Here is a 23,357-nt window from a genome sequence, read left to right as displayed (position 1 = left end):
ATTTAGAGAGGAACCATGCGACCCGCAAAAATTTTAGTGGTGGACGATGAACCGCATCTCGTCAAACTGGTACGCTCGAACCTGGAAGCGCAGCATTACAAAGTGGTCACCGCGATGGACGGACCGACCGGTCTTTCGATGGTTGAGAAAGAAGGACCCGATCTCGTCGTGCTCGACATTATGATGCCGGGGATGGACGGGTTCGACGTTTTGCAAAAGATTCGCGAATTCTCGACCGTACCAGTGATTATGCTGACCGCGAAAGATCAAGACGTGGACGTGGTCAAGGGTTTGCATCTCGGCGCGGACGATTACGTGCGCAAGCCGTTCAGCGTGCACGAACTGCTCGCGCGCGTCGAAGCGGTGCTGCGCCGCGCCGCGCCCAGCGACGACGTGCAAGCGCGTCCGCCGTTCAAGTGTGATGATTTCGAAATGGATTTTCAGCGCCGCCGCATCACCGTGCGCGGCAAGGAAATCAAAGTCGGTCCGACCGAGTACAAACTTTTGTCGCAACTCGTGCAGAACGCGGGACGCGTAATGTTGCACGCGGACTTGCTCCGCAAAGTGTGGGGACCCGAGTACGGCGGCGAGACCGAGTACTTGCGCGTGTACATCAGTTACCTTCGCAACAAGGTCGAGGAAAACGCGGCGCACCCCAAGTACATTCTCACCGAGCACGGCGTCGGTTACTTGTTCAAGCGACCGGATGAGACGTAACACGGAGAACGAATAATGCCACAACCAGAAACACGCAAATGGATTCATTCTGATCCCAGGATAATGATGGGCAAACCGGTCATCACCGGCACGCGAATCACCGTCGAATTGATTTTGGAAAAATTGGCGGCGGGTGAAACCTGGGAGCAGATTCTGTCCGAGCATCCGCGACTAACCAGCGAAGGTATTCGCGCCGCCCTCGCCTTTGCCGCAGAAGCGCTACGCGCCGATGTGATCTATCCGCTTGAGGTCGCCGCGTGAATTTGTTCGCCGACGAAAGCGTTGACCGTCAAATTGTAGACCGTCTCAGGCAAGCCGGGTTCAGCGTACCTTTTGTCGCGGAGATGGAATCCGGTATTTCTGATGACATCGTACTCGACCGCGCCAATCAAGCGCAAGCTGTATTGCTAACGGCGGACAAGGATTTTGGTGAATTGGTCTATCGCCAAAAACGAATTGCGCGCGGCGTCATTTTGGTTCGCTTTGCCGGACTCCCGCCCGATCGCAAAGCTGAGATTACGATGACGGCTATTCGCCGACACGAAAACGAACTAGCCAACACCTTTACTGTGATCACGGCCGGTACTGTCCGCGTCAGACACAACAGATCTTGATTGCATTACGGAGGTGGAAAATGCCACACTCGCACCGAGCAGTTTTTCTGCGATCCTCGATTTTTGGGTGCGTTATTTTCCTCCTCTCTGCCTGCGCCTCCGCCCCCACACCGACCGCACCAATCGCGCCAACACTTGCTCCCACACGCGCGCCGAGTGCAACCGCAACGTTCGCTCCCACCGCCACTCCTACACTCTCTGCAATTCCTACTCCGACATTTACACCGACGATCACGCCGACTCCCGCGCCTGATACAACCGCCGCGCTCGCATTAGCCCGCGCACAGATCAAGGGTTTCAACGAGCAAGATTTTTCCGTCCGCGCGGACTGGCTCGCGGATAAACGCGTGGTCGTTGTCATTCAATCAAAAACATTACCCAACGTGTGGATGCTTTTGCCCGGCGCGAAAGAGTTGACCCAGGTTCCTACATCTGCAGGCATTGACAACAACGTCAAACTCGACCGCTTCGCGGTTGAAAATGGCAAAATAGTGGCATTCACCGCCGAGGGAACAAGAGTTTTTTGGTATCCAGAACTGGCAGATCCACAAAAATATCCCGACGGTCGCTGGGCGCAAATCAATCGCAAGGAATATGTTCGTCTCGAACCAGGCAAAGAGTTTGGTGCCTTGAAAGAGTGGATGGCGCGGGTAAAAGTAGTTGGTGGGGATATGAAGTTGGAACGAGAAGGAAGTTATACAAATCCCCAGATGGTTAAAGAAAAAACAGTGGTTGAGGCGTGGGCTGTGACTTCGTACGGGCTAAACCGCTATGGTCCGTTCGTTTCTGGTCCCAGACCGATCACCCCAGAAATGGGCTTGCCAAAAAATGTGGTTGATCAGATTGACCCGATGGTCACTCGCTCGGCAGTAGAAAACCTGGTCAACTTTGTCGGACGAGTGCGGTTCGTCTCTCCCAGCGACACCCCTGCCCCGTACTCCCAGATCGCCGCCGACGGCGTCGGCGAACTCGTCATCCCGTTTCCCCCAAAGACTTTTGTGGAGAAATTTGGTTATAAGCCAGTAACCATGACTGGTTATGGAGGATTCCCCGATGGATTAACGACTAGGTATTGGCCAGCGATGCTTTCGGGCATAGTCCTCCTTAGTGCTGACGAAGCAACTCTTTTGGCTGTTACCCCTGGCCCAGATGTGTGTAGCTTTGAAAAAATTCCGCGTGTGATTACCACTCCCATCCAATACTCCGAATATAACTATTTTTCTAGGTTAGATAAAGCTGTTCATGACAATGAAACTAACCAGCCTGGAAACCTCGACCCGCTTCTTATTAACTTCTCTGGTGCTTTTCAGGGCAGAAATACAGCACTCAACGGTTTCAGTCAAGGATCTAAAAGCTATCTGCAATCTGGACAGAATCAGCCAATTTGTATCCAGACTGCCGAGGGGTTGCGTGTGGCTGGCGGGGCGCACGTGAATGGAGTATTATCCAACAAGGTGAGTTGGGGAAAATAATTTCCCTCCCTTGATTTTTCTCCAACAAATCTTCTATATTGGATAGAGATGAGAAAAGTCCTTCTTGGTTTTCTGGTGCTTATCGTTTCGGTCTTTGGCTTCAGTTTGATTCTGGGAACGATAAACCATACGTTTGCCTGCCCCCCCGACTCGCGTCCGTGTATGGGTGAATGGGACACGGGTGGTGGTGGCGACGGAGGAGATGACCCTTGCCAGTCTTGTGATGGGCAGGATCATGATGAAACTGACAACGCTAGCAGTGGTGATACCTCCGTCCCGCCTGATGTGCAGGCATTGGCTGACACAGCGAGAATATATGGGGGAACGCATACCTCTCCTGATGGCACAACGACGACGGTGTCAGGGGATACGATATCAATCCCCATACGCATCAAGCTAATACCTTCTCACCACAGGCGAGCAGGAGTTGATACAAATTCGGTTTAGTTTTGCGAGTGTTTAGGCGTGCACCTTTCGCCAGACAGGTTTGAATCGTGTGCAATACTTTGGTCATCTGTTCTTCGGAACCCAGGGCACTGGCTAACGTGATGACGTATTGCCGAATCGCTTGCGCGGTTTTCAACCAACTGCGATTTGGATGTTGTCAGCCACAGGTGATGGCGACCCAGTGCTGCATCAGCATGATCAACAACTTGGCATACACTTCGCACAGAATGCGATACGGCTTGGCACTGCGCGATTCATCGACGCGCCCATAGGATTTCCAAAGTTTGAACAAGAGTTCAATTTGCCCACGGGCGCGTGCGAGGACGAGCACTTCCGCAACACTCAAGCGTTCGGATGGCACATTGGTCAAGAAGATCACCCAATCGCACAACGCCAATTGGCGCGCACTCGGCGTGCGTCCATCGTCTTTCGCCTCGGCACGTAATTTGCGCCGACGTTCTTCCGCGACCTGGGAGGGGACACGCACCGCCACTAACCGACCCGTCAGGCGCTGGGCCGTCACTTGCACCCTGCGATCCAGTTGCGTTTGTTCCGAGGCGGGCAATCAGCGCAATAGGTCAAGTGGTTGGCCTGCTGCATCAAACAGCAGGAGAGTGGCTTGGTAGCGGGTTAGCCAAAATACCCCTTGGTGATCATAAGCCGCCAACACCGGAATTGAGAAATAACCTAAGTCGGCAATACGGAGCGCACCTTTGGGCAACGCGGCAGTTTGCATGGCATCAGGCAGACCGCAACGACGCCGCCAACGCTTTGCGGCTGGCACAAGCAGCCTCCGCCAGGACAATCGCACGGCGCTTCGGTGCACGCCACGCGCAATGGCGAAACTGAGTCACTGATCTAAAACGCCGGCGCGGCGTGATCACTCGCGTTGCTCGATGTCGTCAACGAAGGGAGCACGGTCGCCATGACGCCGACGAGCAACAACGCGACGACTAGACACACGACTAGGGTCTTCAATTGTTTTCTCCTCTTTTGTTGTGGTGATTCGCTTGGTTTTAGTTCAGCGAACCACGAAACTTGTTTCTGGGAGTACTCCATCCGAAAGCCGTCTTCAGCTTTCGCAGGTAGAATAACCGCGTGGTGTTGAAGAGAACATCTTTTTTTTTGAAATTGGCTTCCGGTTTTATGAAGAAAACTTGAGAGGACCAAGGATGAGGCAATACGACTAGCATTCCGGAGAGCGAGACAAAAAAGATGCATGTGTTTCCAATCCAACGCACCGCGCATACTCTAACAAGTTGAGCAAAAAAGACAGTTTAGAAGAGACTGTAGCATGCCCGCCGGTAAAATGGCAATTGAAATTGCCCCGCGTGAGCCGTTGGCTGGTCGGTCGCCATGTTACACTGTCGTTTAGAACGCGGGTTTTCGCGGATTCTTGCGGATAAGATAATTATCCGCGTTCATCCGCGTTTATCCGCGTCCCAATGGTTTATGCTTTTTGCGCGACAATTTCGTTGGACACGCACTATCGAATCACCCCGCGCACGACGACGATGCCGTTGCCCCACTCTGCGGATGTGAAGCGCACTGGCAACGCGTCTGCGCGACGCAACTGCGATTGAATTTCATCATCGAGCGCGCGGCGAATCGGCGCGGGGAGTGGCAAACTCAAATCCACAATCTGCACAACCGGCAAGCCGTTCGCGAGCGTGATGCGCGCTTTGCCGCCGACATGCACGCGCAACCCGGCAATCGTCGCGTCGCCTTCGCCGCTGACGTAATCGGGCGTGAGCTTGACGCGTGGATGCGCGAACGGAATTTGTGGATAGCGTTGCAGATACCAGGTAATCGTTTGTTCCGCTTCCAACTCGGTCAATGTAATTTGCCAGGTTTCGCCGGAATGAGTGCCCGCTTGGATGTACTCGAGCAACGCGACGACTTCAGGATCGCGAATCGGCGCGACGACGTACGGCGCAGCCGTCGCGAGCAGTACGTTCGCCCACGCGTACGCATTCGCGACAATGAGAATTGTCGCGATCCAAACATTCAAGCGATTGAAAAAAATTCTCATCAATCTATTTTTCATAACCCAATTTTTTGCCCACGAAGGACACCAAGGTCACATCGAATTCATCAAGCACAGATTACACTGATTTCACTGATGAAAAAAACAAAATCTGTGCAATCTGTGAAATCTGTGGTTGACTATCGGTCAGCGTGCTACAGCATCAAAAAATTCGTGTTCTTCGTGAGAGAAATGTAGGGAACGCTCGCCGTAGCGTTCTCCTTCGTGTCACCGCAACAACGCGCGCAACGCGGTCACGCCAACCGGCACAATCGCGACCAGGCACACGAACGCCCAAATCGTCACCGCGCGATCCGACACGACGAATTGCGCTTCGCCTTCCGATTCGATTTCAAACGCGAGCCGCGTGCCTCGCACGACCGTGCGTCCCATCCACAACGCGGCGAGTCCCAGCACGATCACTAAGGCGAGCGTCGTCCCCGCCGCCGACAGACCCAGCACGTCGAGCTTGGGCGGCGTCGCGCCAAAGAATTGCGCGCCCGCGAGTGTGAGGACGATCAACGTGCCGCCGTTCCACAACGCATGTATCCCCACCGCGATGCCGAACCGCGCGAAACCATATCGCCACGCGTCGCGTTCGCCATTCAGAATATCGCGCCAACTCAAACCGACCAGCCCCGCGCCGAGCGGATGTAGCGCGCCGCCAATCGCGCGCAAGACGAGCACGCCCGACCAGAGATATGCACCGAAACTCGTGTACAACACATTCTCCAACGTGGCGAATCCCGCGCCCGCCATCGCCGCGACGAGAAACGCATCGCGCCGCGACAAACGACCCAGGATTGGCAACGTCACGAGGGGCTTGGCGATCTCTTCGGCAAGCGGCGCGATGACCGCGACCTGGATGAACGCGTACACAAATCCTGGGGTCGTGAGTGCGCGCGCGATTTGTCGCCCGGCTAAATCGGCGAGCAAATTCTCCACGCTCTTGACCACGATGTTGCTCAGGTTCCCGATCAACGCGAGTACGGTGAGTGGCAACACAATTTCGAGCGCGAGCGCGATGAGCACACTCACGGTTGCGCCGCCAGCGAATGCGACGAGCGCGCGGCGAAACGTCAGTCCCTCCGCGCGCGGGTACGCGAACCATGCCATCGCCAGCAACGGTGACATCGCCGCGGCGATGAACAGAATCGGCGGAAAGAAAAACGCGGCGAGCGTTTCGTTGGTTCGCGTGACGATGCCCGCGAAGATGCACAATCCAAAGATGCCAGCCATCATCCACGCTGGCGGCAAGCGCAACGGGCGCGACGCTTTGCCCTGCAAGCATTGCAACGCGTGCAACACGACCACGCCACCCGCGCCAAAAGTCAGAACAAGCAACGCAAAACTTGTCATACCGATGGTGAGCGCATCATGCCGCGAACTCAGAATCGTCAAGGGCACCAGGCACGCGTATGGCATCGCGATGATTATGCCCGGCACGAACAACACGAGACCCGCGATGAGAATCGCGGTCTTCCAACTTTTGGGCATTGGCTCAGTCAAGTATCTCATCGCTACTCACCACGGTTCAGTAGGAATAATCCGTCATAAACAGATTGCCAGTTTCTGTGTCTACAAAAACAAAAAACTACTTTTGGGGTCATCCCAGACTTCATAAGTCTCAATGGGCTTGGGTAGGAACCATTGAGGCGGACTGTAAATCTTGTTTTTCACTGTCGCGGTATCTTTGCCTTCAAGTCGAATCATTTTGTTGTGTGTGAGCAGTTCCTGTTTCATTTGCTCACTGACTTTGACCTCAAAGAAGTAGGCGAACTCCTATGACCAATGCGGTGAACGCCAGTACTTGGAATGCACTACTCGAACATCCGGTGGTTTCTTGGACTGAAACGCGCGTTCCTAATTGCCGGGATCATCCTCCCAAGCGCCACTTGAAAGATAGCCGCACATACAACAGGGATGGATCAGCAATATCGCAAAAATGAAAGCCACGATTTTCATCGTCATCCTCACGCATCACGCGTCATGTTTCACGCTTCACTCCCACGTCTCCAACACTTGCCGCCACGCCTTGATGTCTTCCATCTTGCGCTCGATCACAATTGCGAGGATGACGACGACCAATCCAATGCCGCCAAACACAAGCCACTGATTCACGGATTGCAACGAGTTGATCAACTGCGCGACGGTCGCGAGCACGATGCCCATCAAGCCCGCGTAGAGAAATCGGCGCAGACGACGCGCGCTCCCCCACCAAAACGCGGCGAATCCTTCCGCACCCAGCATCAACGCAAACGTCCACCCGTACAACAACGTCTGCCAAAACAATGAACCCATCATCAACACGACCGCCGCGTAATCCAACCAGCGCGCGAAATTTCGGTTGCCGCGTTGCCATTCGAGAAACGCGATGCCGAGCAGATACATCCCGGCCGGCAGCGCGTACCACTGCACGTTCGATGTCCCATCCCAGATTTGCACGTAGAACGCGTGGAGCATCCACGCGCACAACAACATCGCGACGGCGAAATAGCCGACGCGCAATCGCCGATGATTGAACGCCGCGGTTACGTAGAGCAAGCCCAGCAACGCCAACACGTTGACCGCCATCTGCGCGACGCGCACATCCACGATTTGACGGAACGGCAGACCCAGCATCGCACGCACGGTCCACTGTGCGAGATTGATACCCAGGATTCCGGCGAACGCGAGGACGCCGTACGAAACCAAAATGCCCGACCACTGCAATGACGTTTCCCAAATGGTAAGCCACGCCGGAATTTCGCGTCGTGTGCGCGTGAACGCCAAGCCATAACCGAGCAACCCATACGCCAATGCCAACTGCGCGAGCGGCGTCGGCGCGTTGATGATCGTCCCAGGTTGCGTCGTCATGTATTGCACGAGTGCGATCACGCCCAACGCCGCGCTGGCGTGCGGCAAATTGCGCGACGCCCAGAACGATGCGAGTATTGCAATCAAAATCGCGTGCGCGAGCGAGATGACCGCGCCTGCGTTGGCATCGTACGAACTAAACGTTTGCCCGGCGAAAATATCCACCAACGCGATGAAATACAACGGACGCGACCACGCCGCGCCAGAAACATCAAAGCGCGTCGGCGGCGACTCGTTCCGCCGACGTTCGATGACGAGCGCGAGCAACGCGGTGAGCACCGTGACCGGCAAAAATCGCGCGGCGAGGTCTGCCGGGTAACGCGACCAACCCAGGTCGTTGAGATAGAGCAATACCGCGAAATGTCCGGCGAGTACGGTCGCGATCAACCACACACGCAAGCGAAAACGATAAATCGCCCACGCGCCGAACGGCATCGCGAGCAAACAGTTCAACGCGGCGAGACCTGGCTTGCCCTGAGTAAAGAATGGACTCGCCGCGATCAATCCAAAGCCGAGCGCGTACAACGGGAGCGCCCACCAATTCAATATTCGCTCCGCGAGTGCGACGCCCCAACGTATCGGCTCGCGCCAGGGGAAATCGCGCCACGTACCGAGCCGCGTATCCACCACCCAGCCGACTGCCAACGTGATGAGCGCGCCGGGGAAGAACGCCAAACCGTAATACTCTGGCGTCAACGCCGATTCGAGCAAGCCGACCGCGTACGGCACGACGATGAGCGCGCACGCTGGCGTCAACAACAACGGCTGGCGCAACCATAATGCACTCAACGCGTACAGAATCGCGGTGCTCGCATAACCCCAGAACGCGCCGACGCGATCCTGGCTCGACGGCGGCAACGCGAACGCGAGCAACGCGAACGCGAGCATGAGCGGCGCGGTACTGTACGGCGCGAGTCGCGCGCGGCGCAACGTCCACGCGCTCAACAAATAAATCGCGGCGAGACCAATGAGCCACCAGCCATGCCGATTGCCTGGCACGTTCGCTTGATTCAACGCGAGCCAGAACGAAAACGGCGCGAGTGCGGACGCGACAAACACCCACAATGGATTTTTGAACAAGCGTGCCGCGACGAGCATCAACAACGCGTCGTATAAAATCGCGAGCGACATCAACACCGGGTCATGCGCGACGAGCAACGTGCCGACCATCGCCGCGACAAAGCCGGTGAGGTACGCCGGCAATCCGTACCGTCGCGCAATTTCGACATGGGACGCAACACGTTCGAGCGATTGTCCAGCGAGCAACCCGAGTGCGCCAAATGTCAACAGCATCAATCCGAAATGTTCATGCCGCGCGCCGGGAAGCAGGTTCAACAAGTACACACACCACACCGGCACGAGTCCGAGCGCGGGATACAAGAATGCAGTGCGTTGCGATTGGCGCAACTCGCGAATCGCTTCGAGCGCGTACAACACAATCGCGAGCATGAATGTCACGCGGCTTGTGCTTGCGTCCGCGATGCCCCACAACAACGCGAACGGCATGACGATGTGTGCGAACACGCGCAGCGGCAACGCGTACCCCACCCTAGCCCTCCCCTTGTTAAGGGGAGGGTTGGGAGGGGTTGCTTGATTCATCGTTTTGACCGGCGCGAATCGCCGCACGACGAGACCGATGAGGTACGCCAACCACGCAAGCGCCATCCAACTGATCGCGAACGCCGCCGTCCTGGGTCGCTCGGCGACGAGCCAACCCAGGTTCGTCAGAATCGTCCAGGGCACGAACGCGAGGAACGCGGCGAACCACACGAACCGCGCCAACCGAAACATCCGCGCCGAGAGCGCGTACAGCGCGACGATCATCGTCAGTCCGACGACTGCCCAGATTTGTTGCGTGCGTCCGCCGCCGAGCAAAATCAAATTGCGACCGAGCGCGACGCCGATCACCGCGACCGAGGTGAGCCAGCCCGCGACCAACAATGGACGCCGATACAATCGCCACGCGAGCCAAACGTACGCGCGCACGGGCGAACCCAGGTTTGCGCGTCGCCGTGCCGAAAACAGCGCGCGCTCGGTGAACACGTATGCCAACGCGCCCAACGCCGCGCGCGCGGCAAGCGACCCGGAGCCGGTGCTGTAACTGATCGCGACAAGACCGCCGCCCGCGATGAACAACCACGCCGCCGCGTGCGCCCAGTATTCCTGGAATGTGTTCCACGCGTAGAGCGCGTAGACGATGCCGAGTAAAACAAAACTCGCGGCTTGCCACAAACGCATCTCGTCCGTCCATGCCGCGCGATAAATCAGTTGCGCGAGCGGCGAATTGGTCGCGCGTAGAAGCACGACGAGCGCGAGCGCGTGACTCGCCCAATACAACGGCGTGAGAAATTCGCGTGTAAACACGCGCGACCGACGATGCTCGTACCACAACCCCGCACCCACGTACAGCGCGATGAGCAGCGTCACGGCGAACGTGACCGCGTCGAAACTCACACGCGCGTGGTCGAGCAACCACACCCAGCCCCACGCCGCGACGAGCGCGCCCGGCAACAATTCCCAGCGTTGCCGTTTGGAAATCGCGTCGGCGAGATAAAGCGCGCCAGCCGCAAGGATGCACAACGCCGGCGTGTATCCTCCGCGCGCGACGACGAACGCGAGCATCGGCGCGAGAACGCTGACGAACAGACCGGCGAGATACCAGGGCAGGTCGCCGCGCGCCACAAGAATTTTGAGTGGTGCGAGCGGCTCGCTCGTACGGGCGGGCGAGCCGCCCGCCGCCACACGGTAACTCAGCGCGACCATGCCCCACGCCAACGCGCTCAACGCGAGCGGCGCATCGTAACCGAGCGGTCCGCGATTCGCAAACAGAATCAGAATCCACACCGGCAAGGGCAACGCGGTCATCCAATGAAAGCGCGTGCGTCCAAACCCAGGTTGCCCGGTGTGCGCCAAGCGCGCCGACCATGCCGCGAGACCCAGCCAATTGCCGAGCGCATACGCGAGCGTGTTTCCATCGTACGGGAGAAACGGTGGGACGAGCGCGAGCGCGGCGATGACAAAACCGGCATTGACCAACGTTGTCGTCACGCGCGAACTGAATTCGCCGCGCGCGCGCGAACCGATCACGACCGCGCCCACGAGGTAGACAATCGCGAGCGATGACCAACCAATCGCGAATTGATGCGGCGACAAATTCAACTCGGTCATCGCAAACGCGCTTGTCGTGAGCGCAAAGAACGACGCCGCGTACAAAATCCGCGTGCGTCGCCACAACATCAACGCGAGAAACATCGCGGCGCACAACACGGCATGGCTTGCCGCGGCGGCGGCGCTGCTCGTCAAATTCGTCAGCGACCACAGCGCGGCGACGACCGTGAGCGCGATGCCCCACCCGGTCGCGGTGCGTCCATGCCCGCGCAAAACCGTGTCGTCGGCGCGCGCGAGCAGTTGGTTGCCCGCCGTGAAATAAATCGGCGTGAGCCATGCCAAACCGAACGCGTGCCACGCCGGACTCGTCCGCGTTTGATCGAACAGCGCGGCTTGCGCGAAGAACGTCGCGACCGGCAACGTGAGCGCGGCGAGAATGCCGAGTGTCCGACTGCGATAATGAATCGCGCCCCAACCAAACAAGAAACCGCCGAGCCACCAACTCGTCGTCATCGAAGCGTGCAACGCGTCGAACGTGTGACGATCAATGTAGCGCCAACCAAAACTCAGCAGCATGATCGCACCGGCGGCAATCAACGCGAGATTGCGAAACGGCTCCGCCAGGATGCGCCACCGATTCGGCTTGGCGCGCGTCCACGCGGTCGCGAGCAACATCAACACAACCGCTAATGCCGCAAGCGCCGCGGCGTTCCAATCGCGCGCGAGCGCGAAATGCTGATGCGCGATCTCGACGAGTGCGCTGACCGTGCTGCCCGCCGCCGTTCCGACGAGATAACCAATGAACGCGCTGCCGGTGGAGAAAGTAATCGCGATGTACGCGGCGAGACACGCGAGCGAGGTAATGAACCAAAATGCCGGCGTGTGTTCGGGCGGAATGTGAAAGTTGACATAGAGCGTGTAGAAATCAATCGGGATGAGCAACGCGCCGATCGCGGTGAGCGCGATGCCGGAACGATACATCCGCGTTTGCATCCGAACGTACCAACCCAGTCCGAGAAAGAGCAACGTAAACGCGGTCGGAATCGCGACGCGCAGTGGCGCGGAAAAACCTTCCCAGCCCCAGAAGACGAATGAGATTGCGGCGGAGAAGAGCAAAAAGATTCCCAGGAAAAGCATCGCCTGCAACGTGCGCTCGGACAACAATGTGCGCCAAAAACGATCGCGCAGTGGCGCGGGTGGCACGCGCGGCGCAGGCGGTGTTGGTGTGGCTGGTACTAGTTCAGCAACACGCGGTGCGGCAGGTTGTTCGAGCGGCTTAGGCGCAGGCATCGGCTGTGGTTTCCGCCGACCCAGTTTCGTCTCGAGGTTTTCTTTTTCGACCGCGAGGGCAGTGCGAACGTGCTCGGTCGCCGTACTCGAAACAAACGCGTTACGTTCAGCGAGCGAGTCCATCGCGTTCAGTAGAAACTCGACGATCACGAGCCGTTCCGAATTTGTGAGCGGGTACGTGGGCGTCTGATAGCCGTCGAGTTGCCGCGTTAGATCGCGGATTTGCTGGCGCAGTTCGGCGATGATCGGTTGCGCGTTGTCGCGATGAATCCAATTTGCCGCCGACCACGTTTCCAGAATTCTTTGGAGCAACGTTCGAGCGTGAACCAGGGATACGTTCATCGCGCGCAATTGGTCGAGTGTGAGCGATGGCGCGCGCAAGCCGAGTTGCGTTTCGAGCGCGCGACGACGCGTAGTGTAGTACTCGGCGAGGCGCACGGTACGCACACCGTTGTGATTCAGTACATCAATCTGGCTCAACAACCACTGAACGTGGGAGAGTTCTTGAACGAGGTCGGGATCGCCAACAAATTGGCAATGGGGACAAGGTTGGTCAACGCGGGAAATCGGTTCATCACATTTAACGCAACGCATCGCATCCTCGAATGATTTGATTACGCGCCGCACGTAGAACCACAACTATTCTACCACAAATCGCGTTACAATCAATTACTCAATTGCGCTTTGATCTGCACCTGGGTGCTTGACAATGATTGTTTCGATCTCACGACGACAGAGACACTACCCAACATTGAAGCTGCCTTGAAAAAGCTCAACTTGCAGACCCCCTTGACGCCCCCACCATTATCGTGTATGATTCAACAAAGTTGAATGATATGAAACTAGGTTGCGCGCTGTTGTTGATAATGGGAGTCCAAAGTGGATATAGGAATCCACATTCGCAGTATCCGAACCCAGCAGGGACGAACGCTTGACGATCTAGCTCATGCCTGTGACTGTTCCAAGAGTCTACTCTCCAAGATCGAGACAGGTAAAGTCGTTCCTGCTTTAGCCACGCTGTCCAAGATCGCGAATGCCCTGGGTGTCCGTGTGTCTGTTTTGCTGGAGGACGGCAAAAATATAGGTCCCGCGCTTACTCCCAATCTGATTGATCGCCCCGCTGCCTTTGTCGCGACAGACAAGGGTTACACCATCCATGCAGTTGCCCCACACTTTCTGGATAAGAAGATGCAGCCGGTTCTGGTTTACGGTCGCAAAGGCAAAGTGAAACCACACTCGGTTACCCATGCCGGCGAGGAATTCATCTTGGTCTTGCAAGGTGAAGTGAAAGCCCACATCGGGGGCACCGAGTATCACCTCAAAGAAGGCGAGAGCATTTACTTCCACTCCGTGGAAGAACACGGGTTCGTGCCAGTCACCGATTGCGCAGTCTACCTGGACGTGTTCGTTGAATAGACGAGCGATTTCAGGACATCACCGGCTTGGTCGTGTCAGCCCGGTTCTCGCAAAGAGAAAGGAGGAGAAACGAATATAGCGATCGCACTGAACTGACTTTTCTGACGATCATTGTGCAAGGATGCAATGAGCCACCCTGGCGTGCAGAAAACTCCAAGGAGGAGGAGAGCGATGAAAAGGACAGTGTTGTACCTGGTGATTGTGGTGTCGCTTACGTTTGTCGTGATGGGCTGCGGACCGACGGCGACTAGCCCCACGGCAGCACCACAACAACCCACCAAAGCTCCCGTTGTAGCGGCACCCACCAAGGCGCCGGCTGCAGCGGACCCCACCAAAGCACCCGCGGCTGCTTCGACCCAGCCACCCGCACCGGCGGCTGGCAAGTACAATGAAGCGCCCCAGCTTGCCGAATTGGTCAAGCAAGGCAAGTTGCCCCCGATTGATCAACGCTTGCCCGCGGAACCAAAAGTGGTCAAGCCACTCAAGGAAGTTGGCAAGTACGGCGGCACCCAGCGCGGACCCGCGTACGGTCCCAAAATCGGTCAGCTCGATACGAGCGCCCTGCGCCGTCAACCCCTACTGTCGTGGGAGACCGATTTGAAGACCATCAGCCCGAACATCCTCAAAGATTACAAGGCATCGGACGACTACAAGACCTGGACCCTCACCCTACGCAAAGGCATGAAGTACTCGGATGGCGCACCCTTCACCGCCGATGACTTTATGTTCTGGTACGAGGATATCCTGCAAAACAAGGACCTCATTCCGAGTCTGCCGGTCACGTTTGCACCCGGCGGCAAGCTGATGAAGATGACCAAAGTGGATGACGTCACCCTCAGAGTTGAATTCACGGACCCCAATCCGAACTTCGACCTGACCATGGTCATCAGTTATGAAAACAACTCCATGTTTGCCCCCAAACATTATCTGAAGCAGTGGCACATCAAGTACAACGACAAGGCGAACGACGTAGCCAAGTCTGAAAAGTTCGATACCTGGGCGCAAGCATTCCTCTATCACGTTGACCGCTTTCAGTCTCAGCAGGATACCAAACTGCCGGATATCGCCCCGTGGGTCCTGAGCAAAATTGATGACCTGGGCAACAAATACTTTGACCGCAACCCGTACTACTGGGCGGTAGACACCGCCGGGAACCAACTCCCGTACATCAACCAGCAGATTGCCCTCATGGTCAAGGACAAGGACGTTCGTAACTTGAAGTTGATCGCCCAAGAACTCGACAACGCCGGCGAGAATCCACTGCCGCTCAGCGACTTTACTCTGTACAAAGAGAACGAAACCAAGGGCAACTACAAGGTCTTTCTGTTCAACAATACTCGCGGCGGCGACGTTGGCATCTCGCTCAATTTGACGCACAAGGACCCCGTCCTGCGCAAGATCTTTAACGACCTCCGCTTCCGCCAAGCCATGTCCATGGCGATCAACCGCAAGCAGGTAAACGATGTGCGCGCCTTTGGCAAGGGGCTGATCCGCCAAGCCACCATTCCGCCATCGGTCTCCTTCTATGAGGAGTGGATGGGCAACTACTTTATCGAGTACAGCCCCGATAAAGCCAATGCCTTGCTGGATGAGATGGGGTTAAAGTGGGATGCCGCCAAGAAGGTGCGCCAGCGCCCAGACGGCAAGCCGCTTGAGCTCGTGATCGAGACCTGGGAAGAGTTTGCCCCGTTTGCCGAGATGGTTGCAGAATACTGGACCCAGGTTGGCGTCAAGACCACCATGAAGCAGGAAGAACGCAGTCTGTGGGATCAGCGCATGCCGTCGAACGAACTGGACGCGATGGCGAACCCCTATGATTTCATCGCCGAGCCAGCCCTGCGCGCGAGCGGCATGACCAAGCTGCGTCCCGGTGGATACACCCAGATGCCGTTGTGGAAAACTTGGTTCGACAGCGGCGGCAAGCAAGGCGAAGACCCACCGCAGGAGTACAAGGACCTGCGCGCCTTGTGCGACAAATTCGCCGTCGCCAAACCCGGCTCGGACGAATACATGAAGCTGGGCAAGGAGATCGCCACCATCTACACTCGGAGTCTTACCACGTTCGGCATCTATCTTGGTCCACGCGTGATCATCTTCTCCAACAAGTTAGGCAACGTGCCGACCGAGGGAACCTTTGCCAACGATTACGGCTTTTGGGATCCTTATCGCGGCGATCAGTGGTACTTCAAGTAACGCGTGTAATTACTTTGCCAATGTCAGATTAGCCATAGAGAACATAGGGAACATGGAGACCATAGAGAAAACAAGAAAAATTTCTCTATGCTCTCTATGCGCTCTATGGCAATGAAGAAATGTGACATTGACAAATTACCCGCGAACCTTGCGAAGGTTCGGCAGTCGTCTTCGAATTCTCTCGCAATCTTCGCAAGGTTGTGTACCACTCTGCAAAACGAACCGCTGTCAGTCTCTTGGCGGTGAACGATGCCGCCAAGAGACTCGCCTGAGCCAGAGAGTTCCTTTTTCACACTCGTATAGATGCGGATGAGTGACACCTCCATCCCGTCCGACCATCTGCCGCGTACAGAAAGATAACCATGCGATACTACCTGCTTCGCCGTTTTCAGTATATGGCGATACTCCTCGTGGGCGTATCGGTATTCTCATTCTTTTTGATCCAACTACCCCCCGGCGATTATCTGACGGCGTACATCTCCCGCCTGCGCGACACCCGCGGGACCGACGTAGACGAATCAGAAATCGAATCTCTGAAGCGCCAATATGGTCTCGACCTTCCTCTGCAAGAGCGGTATGTCAAATGGATCACGAATATGTTGCAAGGGAATTTTGGTCGCTCGTTTGCGTGGAACATGGATGTGTCCGACATGATTCGCGAGCGATTGGGGATCACGATCTTTACCGCGTTTCTGACGCTAGTTTTTACCTACCTCATTGCCATACCAATTGGCATCTATTCGGCGACGCACCAGTACTCGATCGGCGATTATTTCTTTACGGGTCTAGGATTCATCGGCTTGGCGATGCCCACCTTTTTTCTGGCGCTGGTGTTGATGTACTACATCAACCAATACACCGGGTTCAGCGTGGGAGGACTGTATTCCCCGCAATTCATGAACCAACCGATGAGCTGGGACAAGTTCGTGGATATGCTCATGCACTTGCCGGTTCTGATTATTGCGGTGGGCATGGCGGGCACCGCGAGTGTGATTCGCATTATGCGTAGCGGTGTGCTCGACGAGTTGAAGAAGCAGTATGTGATCGCGGCGCGCTCCAAGGGCTTGAACGAAGGTCAATTGCTCCTCAAGTATCCGGTGCGGTTGGCATTGAACCCGATCATCTCGACGATTGGCTGGATCCTACCCAACATTGTATCCGGCGCGACCGTGACTGCCATTGTGATGAACATCCCAACGATTGGCGCGTTGTTGTACGAAGCGCTGCTGGCGCAGGATACGTATGTCGCCGCGGCATCCATCATGCTGTTATCTTTCATGACGGTCATCGGTATGTTTATCTCTGATGTGTTGCTGGTCGTGGTGGATCCACGCATTCGTTTGAACTGATGCCACAAGCTGAGTTGGCTTTTTCCGACCTGGTCGGGTCATTCAGATAGAGGGATCAATGGCAGCCATAACTCTTGGAAAAACACGTCTCCGGAATCGCCAGGAAGATATTTTCATCGCGACCCAGTGGACCTTGATGTGGCGCAAGTTCCGCAAGCACAAACTCGCCATGCTCGGCACCGCGGTCGTCGCGCTGTTCTACCTCGTCGCGATCTTTTGCGAGTTCATCGCGCCCCAGGATCCGCTCAAGCGCACCACCGATTATATCTATGTCCCTCCGCAGGGAATTCACCTGATCGGTTCGCGCGGCGTGGGTCCATTTGTGTACGGCTTGAAGCAGGAAGAAGACCCGGTGACCTGGCGCAAAACCTATAAAGAGGATCCGTCGCTCGAAAACCCGCTAACCTTCTTCGTCAAAGGCGACAAGTATAGTATGTGGGGCTTGATTGAATCGGACATCCACTTGTTCGGAACGCAGCAAGGGCAATTCTTTCTGCTCGGCACAGACGACTCGGGTCGAGATGTTTTTTCCCGCGTCGTGTACGGCATTCGCATTTCGATGTCCATCGGTCTGGTCGGCGTGATGTTCACGTTCATCCTCGGCAGTGTGCTCGGCGCAATTTCGGGATATTATGGCGGAGTGGTAGACTTTGTGATTCAGCGCATCATCGAGTTCATCCTCTCCATGCCAGCCATCCCACTCTGGATGACTCTCTCCGCCGCGCTGCCGAAGGAATGGGCGCCGACCGAGATCTACTTTGCCATTTCCATCATCCTATCGCTGATCGGTTGGTGCGGTTTGGCGCGCGTCGTGCGCGGCAAGATGCTGGAAATGCGCGAGGAGGATTACATCGCCGCCTCCAAACTGGCGGGCGCATCGGACGCGTGGATCATCTTCGATCACATGCTACCCGGCTTTATTAGTTATTTGATCGTCAATATCACCTTGTCCATTCCAGCCATGATCTTGGCGGAGACCTCGCTGAGTTTTTTGGGCGTCGGGCTGCGACCACCGGCGATCAGTCTGGGTGTCTTACTGCAACAGGCGCAAAATGTCAGAACCATCGCGCTGCACCCCTGGCTGATGGTTCCGGGCATCTTTATCTTCGTCGTCGTCCTGGCTTTTAACTTTATGGGCGACGGGCTGAGGGACGCGGCTGATCCGTACAAGTAATTCCCCAAACCTTGCGAAGGAGACTCCCCCTTGGACAATGCTTTGATCCTGCGCGTGCGAAATCTGCGGACCCATTTCAAGCTGGACGAAGGGACACTCAAAGCCATAGACGGTGTGGATTTCGACATCCAGAAAAAGAAAACCCTCGGCATGATCGGGGAAAGTGGTTGCGGTAAAAGCGTGACGGCTTTCTCGATCATGCGGACGGTTCTGCCGCCGGGAAAAATCGTGGATGGCACGCTCGAGTTCCGACCCGCGAACGGCGAGGTGATTGATCTGGCGAAATTGGATCCGTTTGGACAAACGATTCGTTCGATTCGCGGTAAAGAAATCGCGATGGTCTTTCAAGAGCCAATTACCAGTCTCTCCCCGGTCCACACCATCGGCGATCAAATGATGGAGATGGTGCAGCTGCACCGGACGAAGAACCGCAAGGAAGCCAAAGAGATCGTCCTGGATATGTTGAACAAGGTCGGCTTGCCAAATCCAACGCAACGATTTTCCGAGTATCCGCATCAGTTGTCGGGAGGCATGTGCCAGCGTTGCATGATCGCGCAGGCGCTGTCGTGCAATCCATCCTTGTTTATCGCCGACGAGCCGACGACGGCGTTGGACGTGACGGTGCAAGCCCAGATCATCGAATTGATTCGCCAGTTGCAGGCGGAATTCGGTATGTCGGTTCTCTACATTACGCACGACCTGGGTGTCATCGCCGAAATCGCGGACACGGTCGCGGTGATGTACCTGGGTCGGATCGTGGAGTTTGCCGATGCCCGGACTATCTTCAAACATCCCTTGCATCCTTATACGCAACGACTGCTTAAGGCGATTCCCACGCTCACGCGGCGGGCGAGCACCTATCTCGAAAACATCAAGGGCACCGTGCCGGTACCGCTGAATCCTCCGCAAGAGTGTGGCTTTTATTCTCGGTGTTTGATCGCCCGGGAGGGACTCTGCAATCGGTCAGTCCCGCCTTTGGAGGAAGTGGAGCCAGGACACTGGGTTCGGTGTTTCGAGGTGTCGAATAGCAAGGGAGGCATGTGATGGATTCCGCTCAACCGACGCCTGTCCTATTGCAAGTCCAGAACTTGAAAAAATATTTTCCAATCGAAAAAGGTTTCCTGAGAAAAGTCGTCGGGCATGTCAAAGCCGTGGACGATGTTTCTCTGTACATCCGCCGGAACGAAACACTCGGACTAGTCGGTGAGTCGGGTAGCGGCAAGACCACGCTGGGGCGTTGCCTCTTGCGCGCGATCGAACCGACCGCCGGACAAATCATGTTCTACCCCGAAGACAGCGCGCCGATTGATGTGGTGGCATTGGACAAACCAGGTCTCAAAGCGATGCGCCGCAAAGCGCAAATCGTTTTTCAGAATCCCTACTCATCCCTTGATCCGCGCAAGACCATTCTGCAGATCGTGGGCGAGCCGCTAATTTTGCACAACGTTGCCAAAGGGGACGAGTTGGTCGAGCGGGTAAAGCAACTGATGAATCTGGTGGGCTTGGAAGTGCAGTACATGAATCGTTATCCGCACGCGTTCAGCGGCGGACAACGCCAGCGCATCGGCGTGGCGCGCGCGCTGGCGCTCAACCCGGAATTGATTATCGCGGATGAGCCGGTATCGGCGCTGGACGTATCCATCCAAGCCCAAATTCTAAATCTCCTTCAGGATATTCGGAGCGAACTGAATTTATCCTTCCTGTTCATCGCGCACAGTTTGAACGTGATCCGGCACGTCTCGCACCGAGTTGCCGTGATGTACGTGGGCAAGATCGTGGAGATGGCGGATGTCGTCGAGTTGTTCACGAATCCGCGTCATCCGTACACCGAGTCTCTGCTATCGGCGATCCCCAAGCCCGATCCGGATCTGCGGATGAAACGCATCATCCTGCAAGGTGAAGTGGCAAATCCGGCAAACCCGCCAAGCGGGTGCTACTTTCATCCGCGCTGTCGCTATGCCAAAGATATTTGCAAACAGCAAGCGCCGGTGTGGGAGGAACTTTCGCCCGGTCATTTTGTGGCTTGCCACCGCGCCAAAGAACTTGAATTGGTGGGCGTGCCGCTTTTGGATTAGCCACGGAGCGCACAGAGAAAATTTCTCTGTGTTCTCTGTGTTCTCTGTGGTTCACGCGAGATCGCAAAAAAAATCTGGAGGAAAAGCATGAGCGCAAATTCGTCGAAGCAAGTCCAAGTCCGAGTGGATGCCGGCAAGTGGCAGGGGGAACTCGCGCACAATTGGAACTATATTGGTTACGATGAGGTCAACTACACCTACACCCCCGAAGGGCAGGAACTGCTCGCCAAGTTTATGGAGTTGCAGGAGAAACCGTACTATGTCCGGGCGCATCACTTGCTCTGCACGGGTAATTGTCACGGCGTCTACAAGTGGGGCTCCACCAACGTCTACCTCGAAGATGATGAGGGCAACCCGGTCTATGATTGGACCTTTGTTGATCTGACCCTGGACACGATCTTGAAGTACAAATGCAAGCCGTTTGTCGAACTCGGTTTCATGCCGCAAGATTTAGCCGACACCGCGCGGTACGACGTCACCAAAGATGAGTGGAACCATCGGCTCTATCGCACCGTCGGGTGGGCTTGCCCGCCCAAGGATTATCAAAAGTGGTACGATCTCGTTTTCAACCTGGTTCGCCATTGCGTCGAACGACACGGCGTCGCACAGGTCAAGACCTGGTACTGGGAATTGTGGAACGAGCCGGACTTGGATTACTATTGGAAGGGTTCCGTTGAAGAGTTCAACAAACTGTACGATTACACCGTCGCCGCCGTTAAAGCGGCTTGCCCGGAGGCGCGCGTCGGCGGACCTGCTACGACCAATCCAGCCCGTGGAGTTAGAGCGGCTGAATTCCTGGACACATTCCTCGATCACTGCGCCAACGGCGTCAACGCCTGCACCGGCAAAAAAAGTACCACGGTGGATTTCGTCACCTTTCATGTGAAAGGCGGCGGATACCGCGCGGACCCCAAGCATCGAAAGCAAACACCGCCATCCGTCAAGCAGATTCTTAGCAACACGCGGACGGGCTATGAGATCGTCAGCAAATACCCAGGGTTCAAAGACCTCGAATGTATTTTGTCGGAGATTGATCCCGACGGATGGGCGGCTGGCGGCGCGTGGGACAACATCAACTTGAACTTTCGTAATACCGAATATTACGCGAGTTTTGTCGCGACCGCCTTCGATAAAGTCAGCCAGTTCGCCAAGCAGAACAACTGGGATTTGAAACTATTGACTTGGGCATTCATGTTCGTGGGCGAGCGCTGCTTTGAAGGTACGCGAACATTCTCGACCCAGGGAATTGACAAGGCGATCCTGAATCTGTTTCGGATGTACGCCAAGCTGGGCGCGCAACAAGTTCTTTTCGAGAGCACCGGCACGAAAGACCCAATGACCTACGCCGATCTTTGCGGTCGAGGCGAATCGCCGGATATCTCCGGCTTGGCGACTCTTTCCGGCGGCAAGCAGTTGGACGTGCTGATCTACAATCACCACGACGACTGGGATGAGAGCGGCGAGTACGAGATCGAACTAGAAATCGCCAACCTGCCGTTCGCCGGGAACAATCTGGTCATGGAGCACTACCGGGTTGATCAGTCTCACAGCAACGCGTACGCCGAATGGGTGCGCCAAGGCAAGCCGATGTATCCCGCGCCAGGGCAGAGAGCCGCGATCAAATCACGCGACGGCTTGGAGTTGCTGGAGCCGCCCCAGAGGATCGCGCTGTACGACGGAAATATCAAATTGAGTTTCAACTTGCCGGTGCACGGCATATCGTTGTTGCGCTTTTCGACAGCCGCGTGAGTGGCTGTCGAAAGTCCATCAGCCGTGCGACCTCATTCTATTACTTGGGTTGTCTTAAAGACTCTCGCCAAGCCGCAAAGAGCGCAATTTTTTATTCTATTTGCGCCTTGGCGTGAGAATCCAGTGCTCCTTTTAAGACAAACTCTCAGGAGACCAAAGTGTCAAAGCCATTGAACCAGAGAACCCTGGGAATCATCCACGCCGTGAACCTGACCATCCGCGCGATGCAGCCCTACATTGACAAGCACATCCCCGAAGTCAGCGTCATGCACTTGTGTGACGATACCATCCAAAGGGATAATATTGTAGCGGGCGTCGGAGTCATTCCCAAGGTCAACTATTTCAAGTTCGCTCAGTACGCGCACAACCTCGAAGAAGCGCAGGTAGATATGATTCTGCTTGCCTGTTCGACGTTCAACTTCGCGGCAGAACTGGGACGCCCCATGGTCAGCGTGCCGATTCAGCAGATTGACCGCCCAATGATGGAACTGGCAGTCAGGCAATTTCGAAAGATTGGCTTGTTGGCGACATTGAGCACGACCGTGCCATCTTCGGAACGGTTGCTTAAAATCGTGGCGCAAGAGCAGGGCAAAGAGATCGAAGTGCAGACGCTCTTGTGCAGCGAGGCGTTTGAATTCATCTCCAAAGGCGATGTCGCGAAACACAACGAACTGCTGTTGGAACAAGTCGAAAAGTTGTCTGCATCGGTCGAGTGTATCGTCATGGCGCAACTCTCTATGTCGGCGTTGGCGCCGTTGTTAGAGAACACCCGCATCCCAGTGTACAACAGTGGCGATACCGGTTTTGCGCGCGTGCGTGAAATGCTGTTGGCGATGAATTAAACGTGCCAAACATGCCAAAGCTGCCAAAT

The 23,357-nt window shown here is 56.0% G+C and carries 16 protein-coding genes; 12 read left to right on the top strand and 4 right to left on the bottom strand.

Features of this window, described 5'->3' with window-relative positions:
- Positions 1-15: 15 nt before the first annotated feature.
- Genes HY868_20190 through HY868_20175 form a run of 4 tightly spaced genes read left to right on the top strand, consistent with a single transcriptional unit; the run spans position 16 to position 2,803 of the window.
- On the top strand, positions 16-717 hold the full coding sequence (locus tag HY868_20190) for a response regulator transcription factor (GenBank protein MBI5304464.1): 702 nt from the start codon (positions 16-18) through the stop codon (positions 715-717).
- Between the two features lie 15 nt (positions 718-732).
- Positions 733-978, top strand: coding sequence for a DUF433 domain-containing protein (locus tag HY868_20185; protein ID MBI5304463.1), 246 nt, complete (start codon positions 733-735; stop codon positions 976-978).
- A complete protein-coding gene (locus HY868_20180) occupies positions 975-1,331 on the top strand; it encodes a DUF5615 family PIN-like protein (protein MBI5304462.1) in 357 nt (118 codons plus the stop codon). Before HY868_20185 ends, HY868_20180 begins: the two co-directional genes overlap by 4 nt.
- A gap of 20 nt (positions 1,332-1,351) precedes the next feature.
- Complete coding sequence (locus HY868_20175) at positions 1,352-2,803, top strand: hypothetical protein (protein MBI5304461.1); 1,452 nt, start codon at positions 1,352-1,354, stop codon at positions 2,801-2,803.
- A gap of 604 nt (positions 2,804-3,407) precedes the next feature.
- Here HY868_20175 and HY868_20170 read toward each other — a convergent pair.
- The 4 genes from HY868_20170 to HY868_20155 all read right to left on the bottom strand — a co-directional run bounded on the left by HY868_20170 (position 3,408) and on the right by HY868_20155 (position 13,010).
- Positions 3,408-3,773, bottom strand: coding sequence for a transposase (locus HY868_20170; GenBank protein ID MBI5304460.1), 366 nt, complete (start codon positions 3,771-3,773; stop codon positions 3,408-3,410).
- A gap of 963 nt (positions 3,774-4,736) precedes the next feature.
- A complete protein-coding gene (locus HY868_20165) occupies positions 4,737-5,282 on the bottom strand; it encodes a hypothetical protein (protein MBI5304459.1) in 546 nt (181 codons plus the stop codon).
- Between the two features lie 222 nt (positions 5,283-5,504).
- Entirely contained in the window at positions 5,505-6,794 is a 1,290-nt protein-coding gene (locus HY868_20160; protein ID MBI5304458.1) for a PrsW family intramembrane metalloprotease, read from the bottom strand.
- Positions 6,795-7,277: 483 nt separating this feature from the next.
- The gene (locus tag HY868_20155) at positions 7,278-13,010 is read right to left on the bottom strand and encodes a hypothetical protein (protein MBI5304457.1); all 5,733 of its coding nucleotides are present in this window, start codon (positions 13,008-13,010) and stop codon (positions 7,278-7,280) included.
- 399 nt (positions 13,011-13,409) lie between these two features.
- Between HY868_20155 and HY868_20150 the strand changes: the two genes are divergently transcribed.
- From HY868_20150 to HY868_20115, 8 genes are all read left to right on the top strand, one after another.
- Complete coding sequence (locus tag HY868_20150; GenBank protein MBI5304456.1) at positions 13,410-13,946, top strand: helix-turn-helix transcriptional regulator; 537 nt, start codon at positions 13,410-13,412, stop codon at positions 13,944-13,946.
- Between the two features lie 171 nt (positions 13,947-14,117).
- On the top strand, positions 14,118-16,139 hold the full coding sequence (locus HY868_20145; GenBank protein MBI5304455.1) for a hypothetical protein: 2,022 nt from the start codon (positions 14,118-14,120) through the stop codon (positions 16,137-16,139).
- Positions 16,140-16,501: 362 nt separating this feature from the next.
- Positions 16,502-17,488 (top strand): ABC transporter permease, encoded by a 987-nt coding sequence (locus tag HY868_20140; protein ID MBI5304454.1) that lies wholly within the window; start codon positions 16,502-16,504, stop codon positions 17,486-17,488.
- Positions 17,489-17,546: 58 nt separating this feature from the next.
- Positions 17,547-18,662, top strand: coding sequence for an ABC transporter permease (locus tag HY868_20135; GenBank protein MBI5304453.1), 1,116 nt, complete (start codon positions 17,547-17,549; stop codon positions 18,660-18,662).
- A 30-nt stretch (positions 18,663-18,692) separates the two neighbouring features.
- Positions 18,693-19,706 carry an ABC transporter ATP-binding protein gene (locus HY868_20130; protein MBI5304452.1) on the top strand — a complete coding sequence of 338 codons (1,014 nt, stop codon included), beginning with the start codon at positions 18,693-18,695 and terminating at the stop codon, positions 19,704-19,706.
- Positions 19,706-20,737, top strand: coding sequence for an ATP-binding cassette domain-containing protein (locus tag HY868_20125; protein ID MBI5304451.1), 1,032 nt, complete (start codon positions 19,706-19,708; stop codon positions 20,735-20,737). The genes HY868_20130 and HY868_20125 overlap by 1 nt, the downstream gene beginning before the upstream one ends.
- Before the next feature lie 87 nt (positions 20,738-20,824).
- The gene (locus HY868_20120) at positions 20,825-22,486 is read left to right on the top strand and encodes a beta-xylosidase (protein ID MBI5304450.1); all 1,662 of its coding nucleotides are present in this window, start codon (positions 20,825-20,827) and stop codon (positions 22,484-22,486) included.
- Positions 22,487-22,710: 224 nt separating this feature from the next.
- Positions 22,711-23,328, top strand: coding sequence for an aspartate/glutamate racemase family protein (locus HY868_20115; GenBank protein MBI5304449.1), 618 nt, complete (start codon positions 22,711-22,713; stop codon positions 23,326-23,328).
- Positions 23,329-23,357 lie beyond the last annotated feature (29 nt).

It is taken from the genome of Chloroflexota bacterium (assembly GCA_016219275.1).
Taxonomy (GTDB): Bacteria; Chloroflexota; Anaerolineae; order UBA4142; family UBA4142; genus JACRBM01.
Note: the sequence above shows the minus strand (reverse complement) of the source record. Positions and strands in the feature narration are given on the sequence as shown.

Excerpts from the sequence above, each read along its gene's own strand:
- HY868_20190 (MBI5304464.1), top strand. The coding sequence starts at position 16 with ATGCGACCCGCAAAAATTTTAGTGGTGGACGATGAACCGCATCTCGTC.
- HY868_20185 (MBI5304463.1), top strand. The coding sequence starts at position 733 with ATGCCACAACCAGAAACACGCAAATGGATTCATTCTGATCCCAGGATA.
- HY868_20175 (MBI5304461.1), top strand. The coding sequence starts at position 1,352 with ATGCCACACTCGCACCGAGCAGTTTTTCTGCGATCCTCGATTTTTGGG.
- HY868_20165 (MBI5304459.1), bottom strand. The coding sequence starts at position 5,282 with ATGAGAATTTTTTTCAATCGCTTGAATGTTTGGATCGCGACAATTCTC.
- HY868_20160 (MBI5304458.1), bottom strand. The coding sequence starts at position 6,794 with ATGAGATACTTGACTGAGCCAATGCCCAAAAGTTGGAAGACCGCGATT.
- HY868_20145 (MBI5304455.1), top strand. The coding sequence starts at position 14,118 with ATGAAAAGGACAGTGTTGTACCTGGTGATTGTGGTGTCGCTTACGTTT.
- HY868_20140 (MBI5304454.1), top strand. The coding sequence starts at position 16,502 with ATGCGATACTACCTGCTTCGCCGTTTTCAGTATATGGCGATACTCCTC.
- HY868_20135 (MBI5304453.1), top strand. The coding sequence starts at position 17,547 with ATGGCAGCCATAACTCTTGGAAAAACACGTCTCCGGAATCGCCAGGAA.
- HY868_20125 (MBI5304451.1), top strand. The coding sequence starts at position 19,706 with ATGGATTCCGCTCAACCGACGCCTGTCCTATTGCAAGTCCAGAACTTG.
- HY868_20120 (MBI5304450.1), top strand. The coding sequence starts at position 20,825 with ATGAGCGCAAATTCGTCGAAGCAAGTCCAAGTCCGAGTGGATGCCGGC.
- HY868_20115 (MBI5304449.1), top strand. The coding sequence starts at position 22,711 with ATGCAGCCCTACATTGACAAGCACATCCCCGAAGTCAGCGTCATGCAC.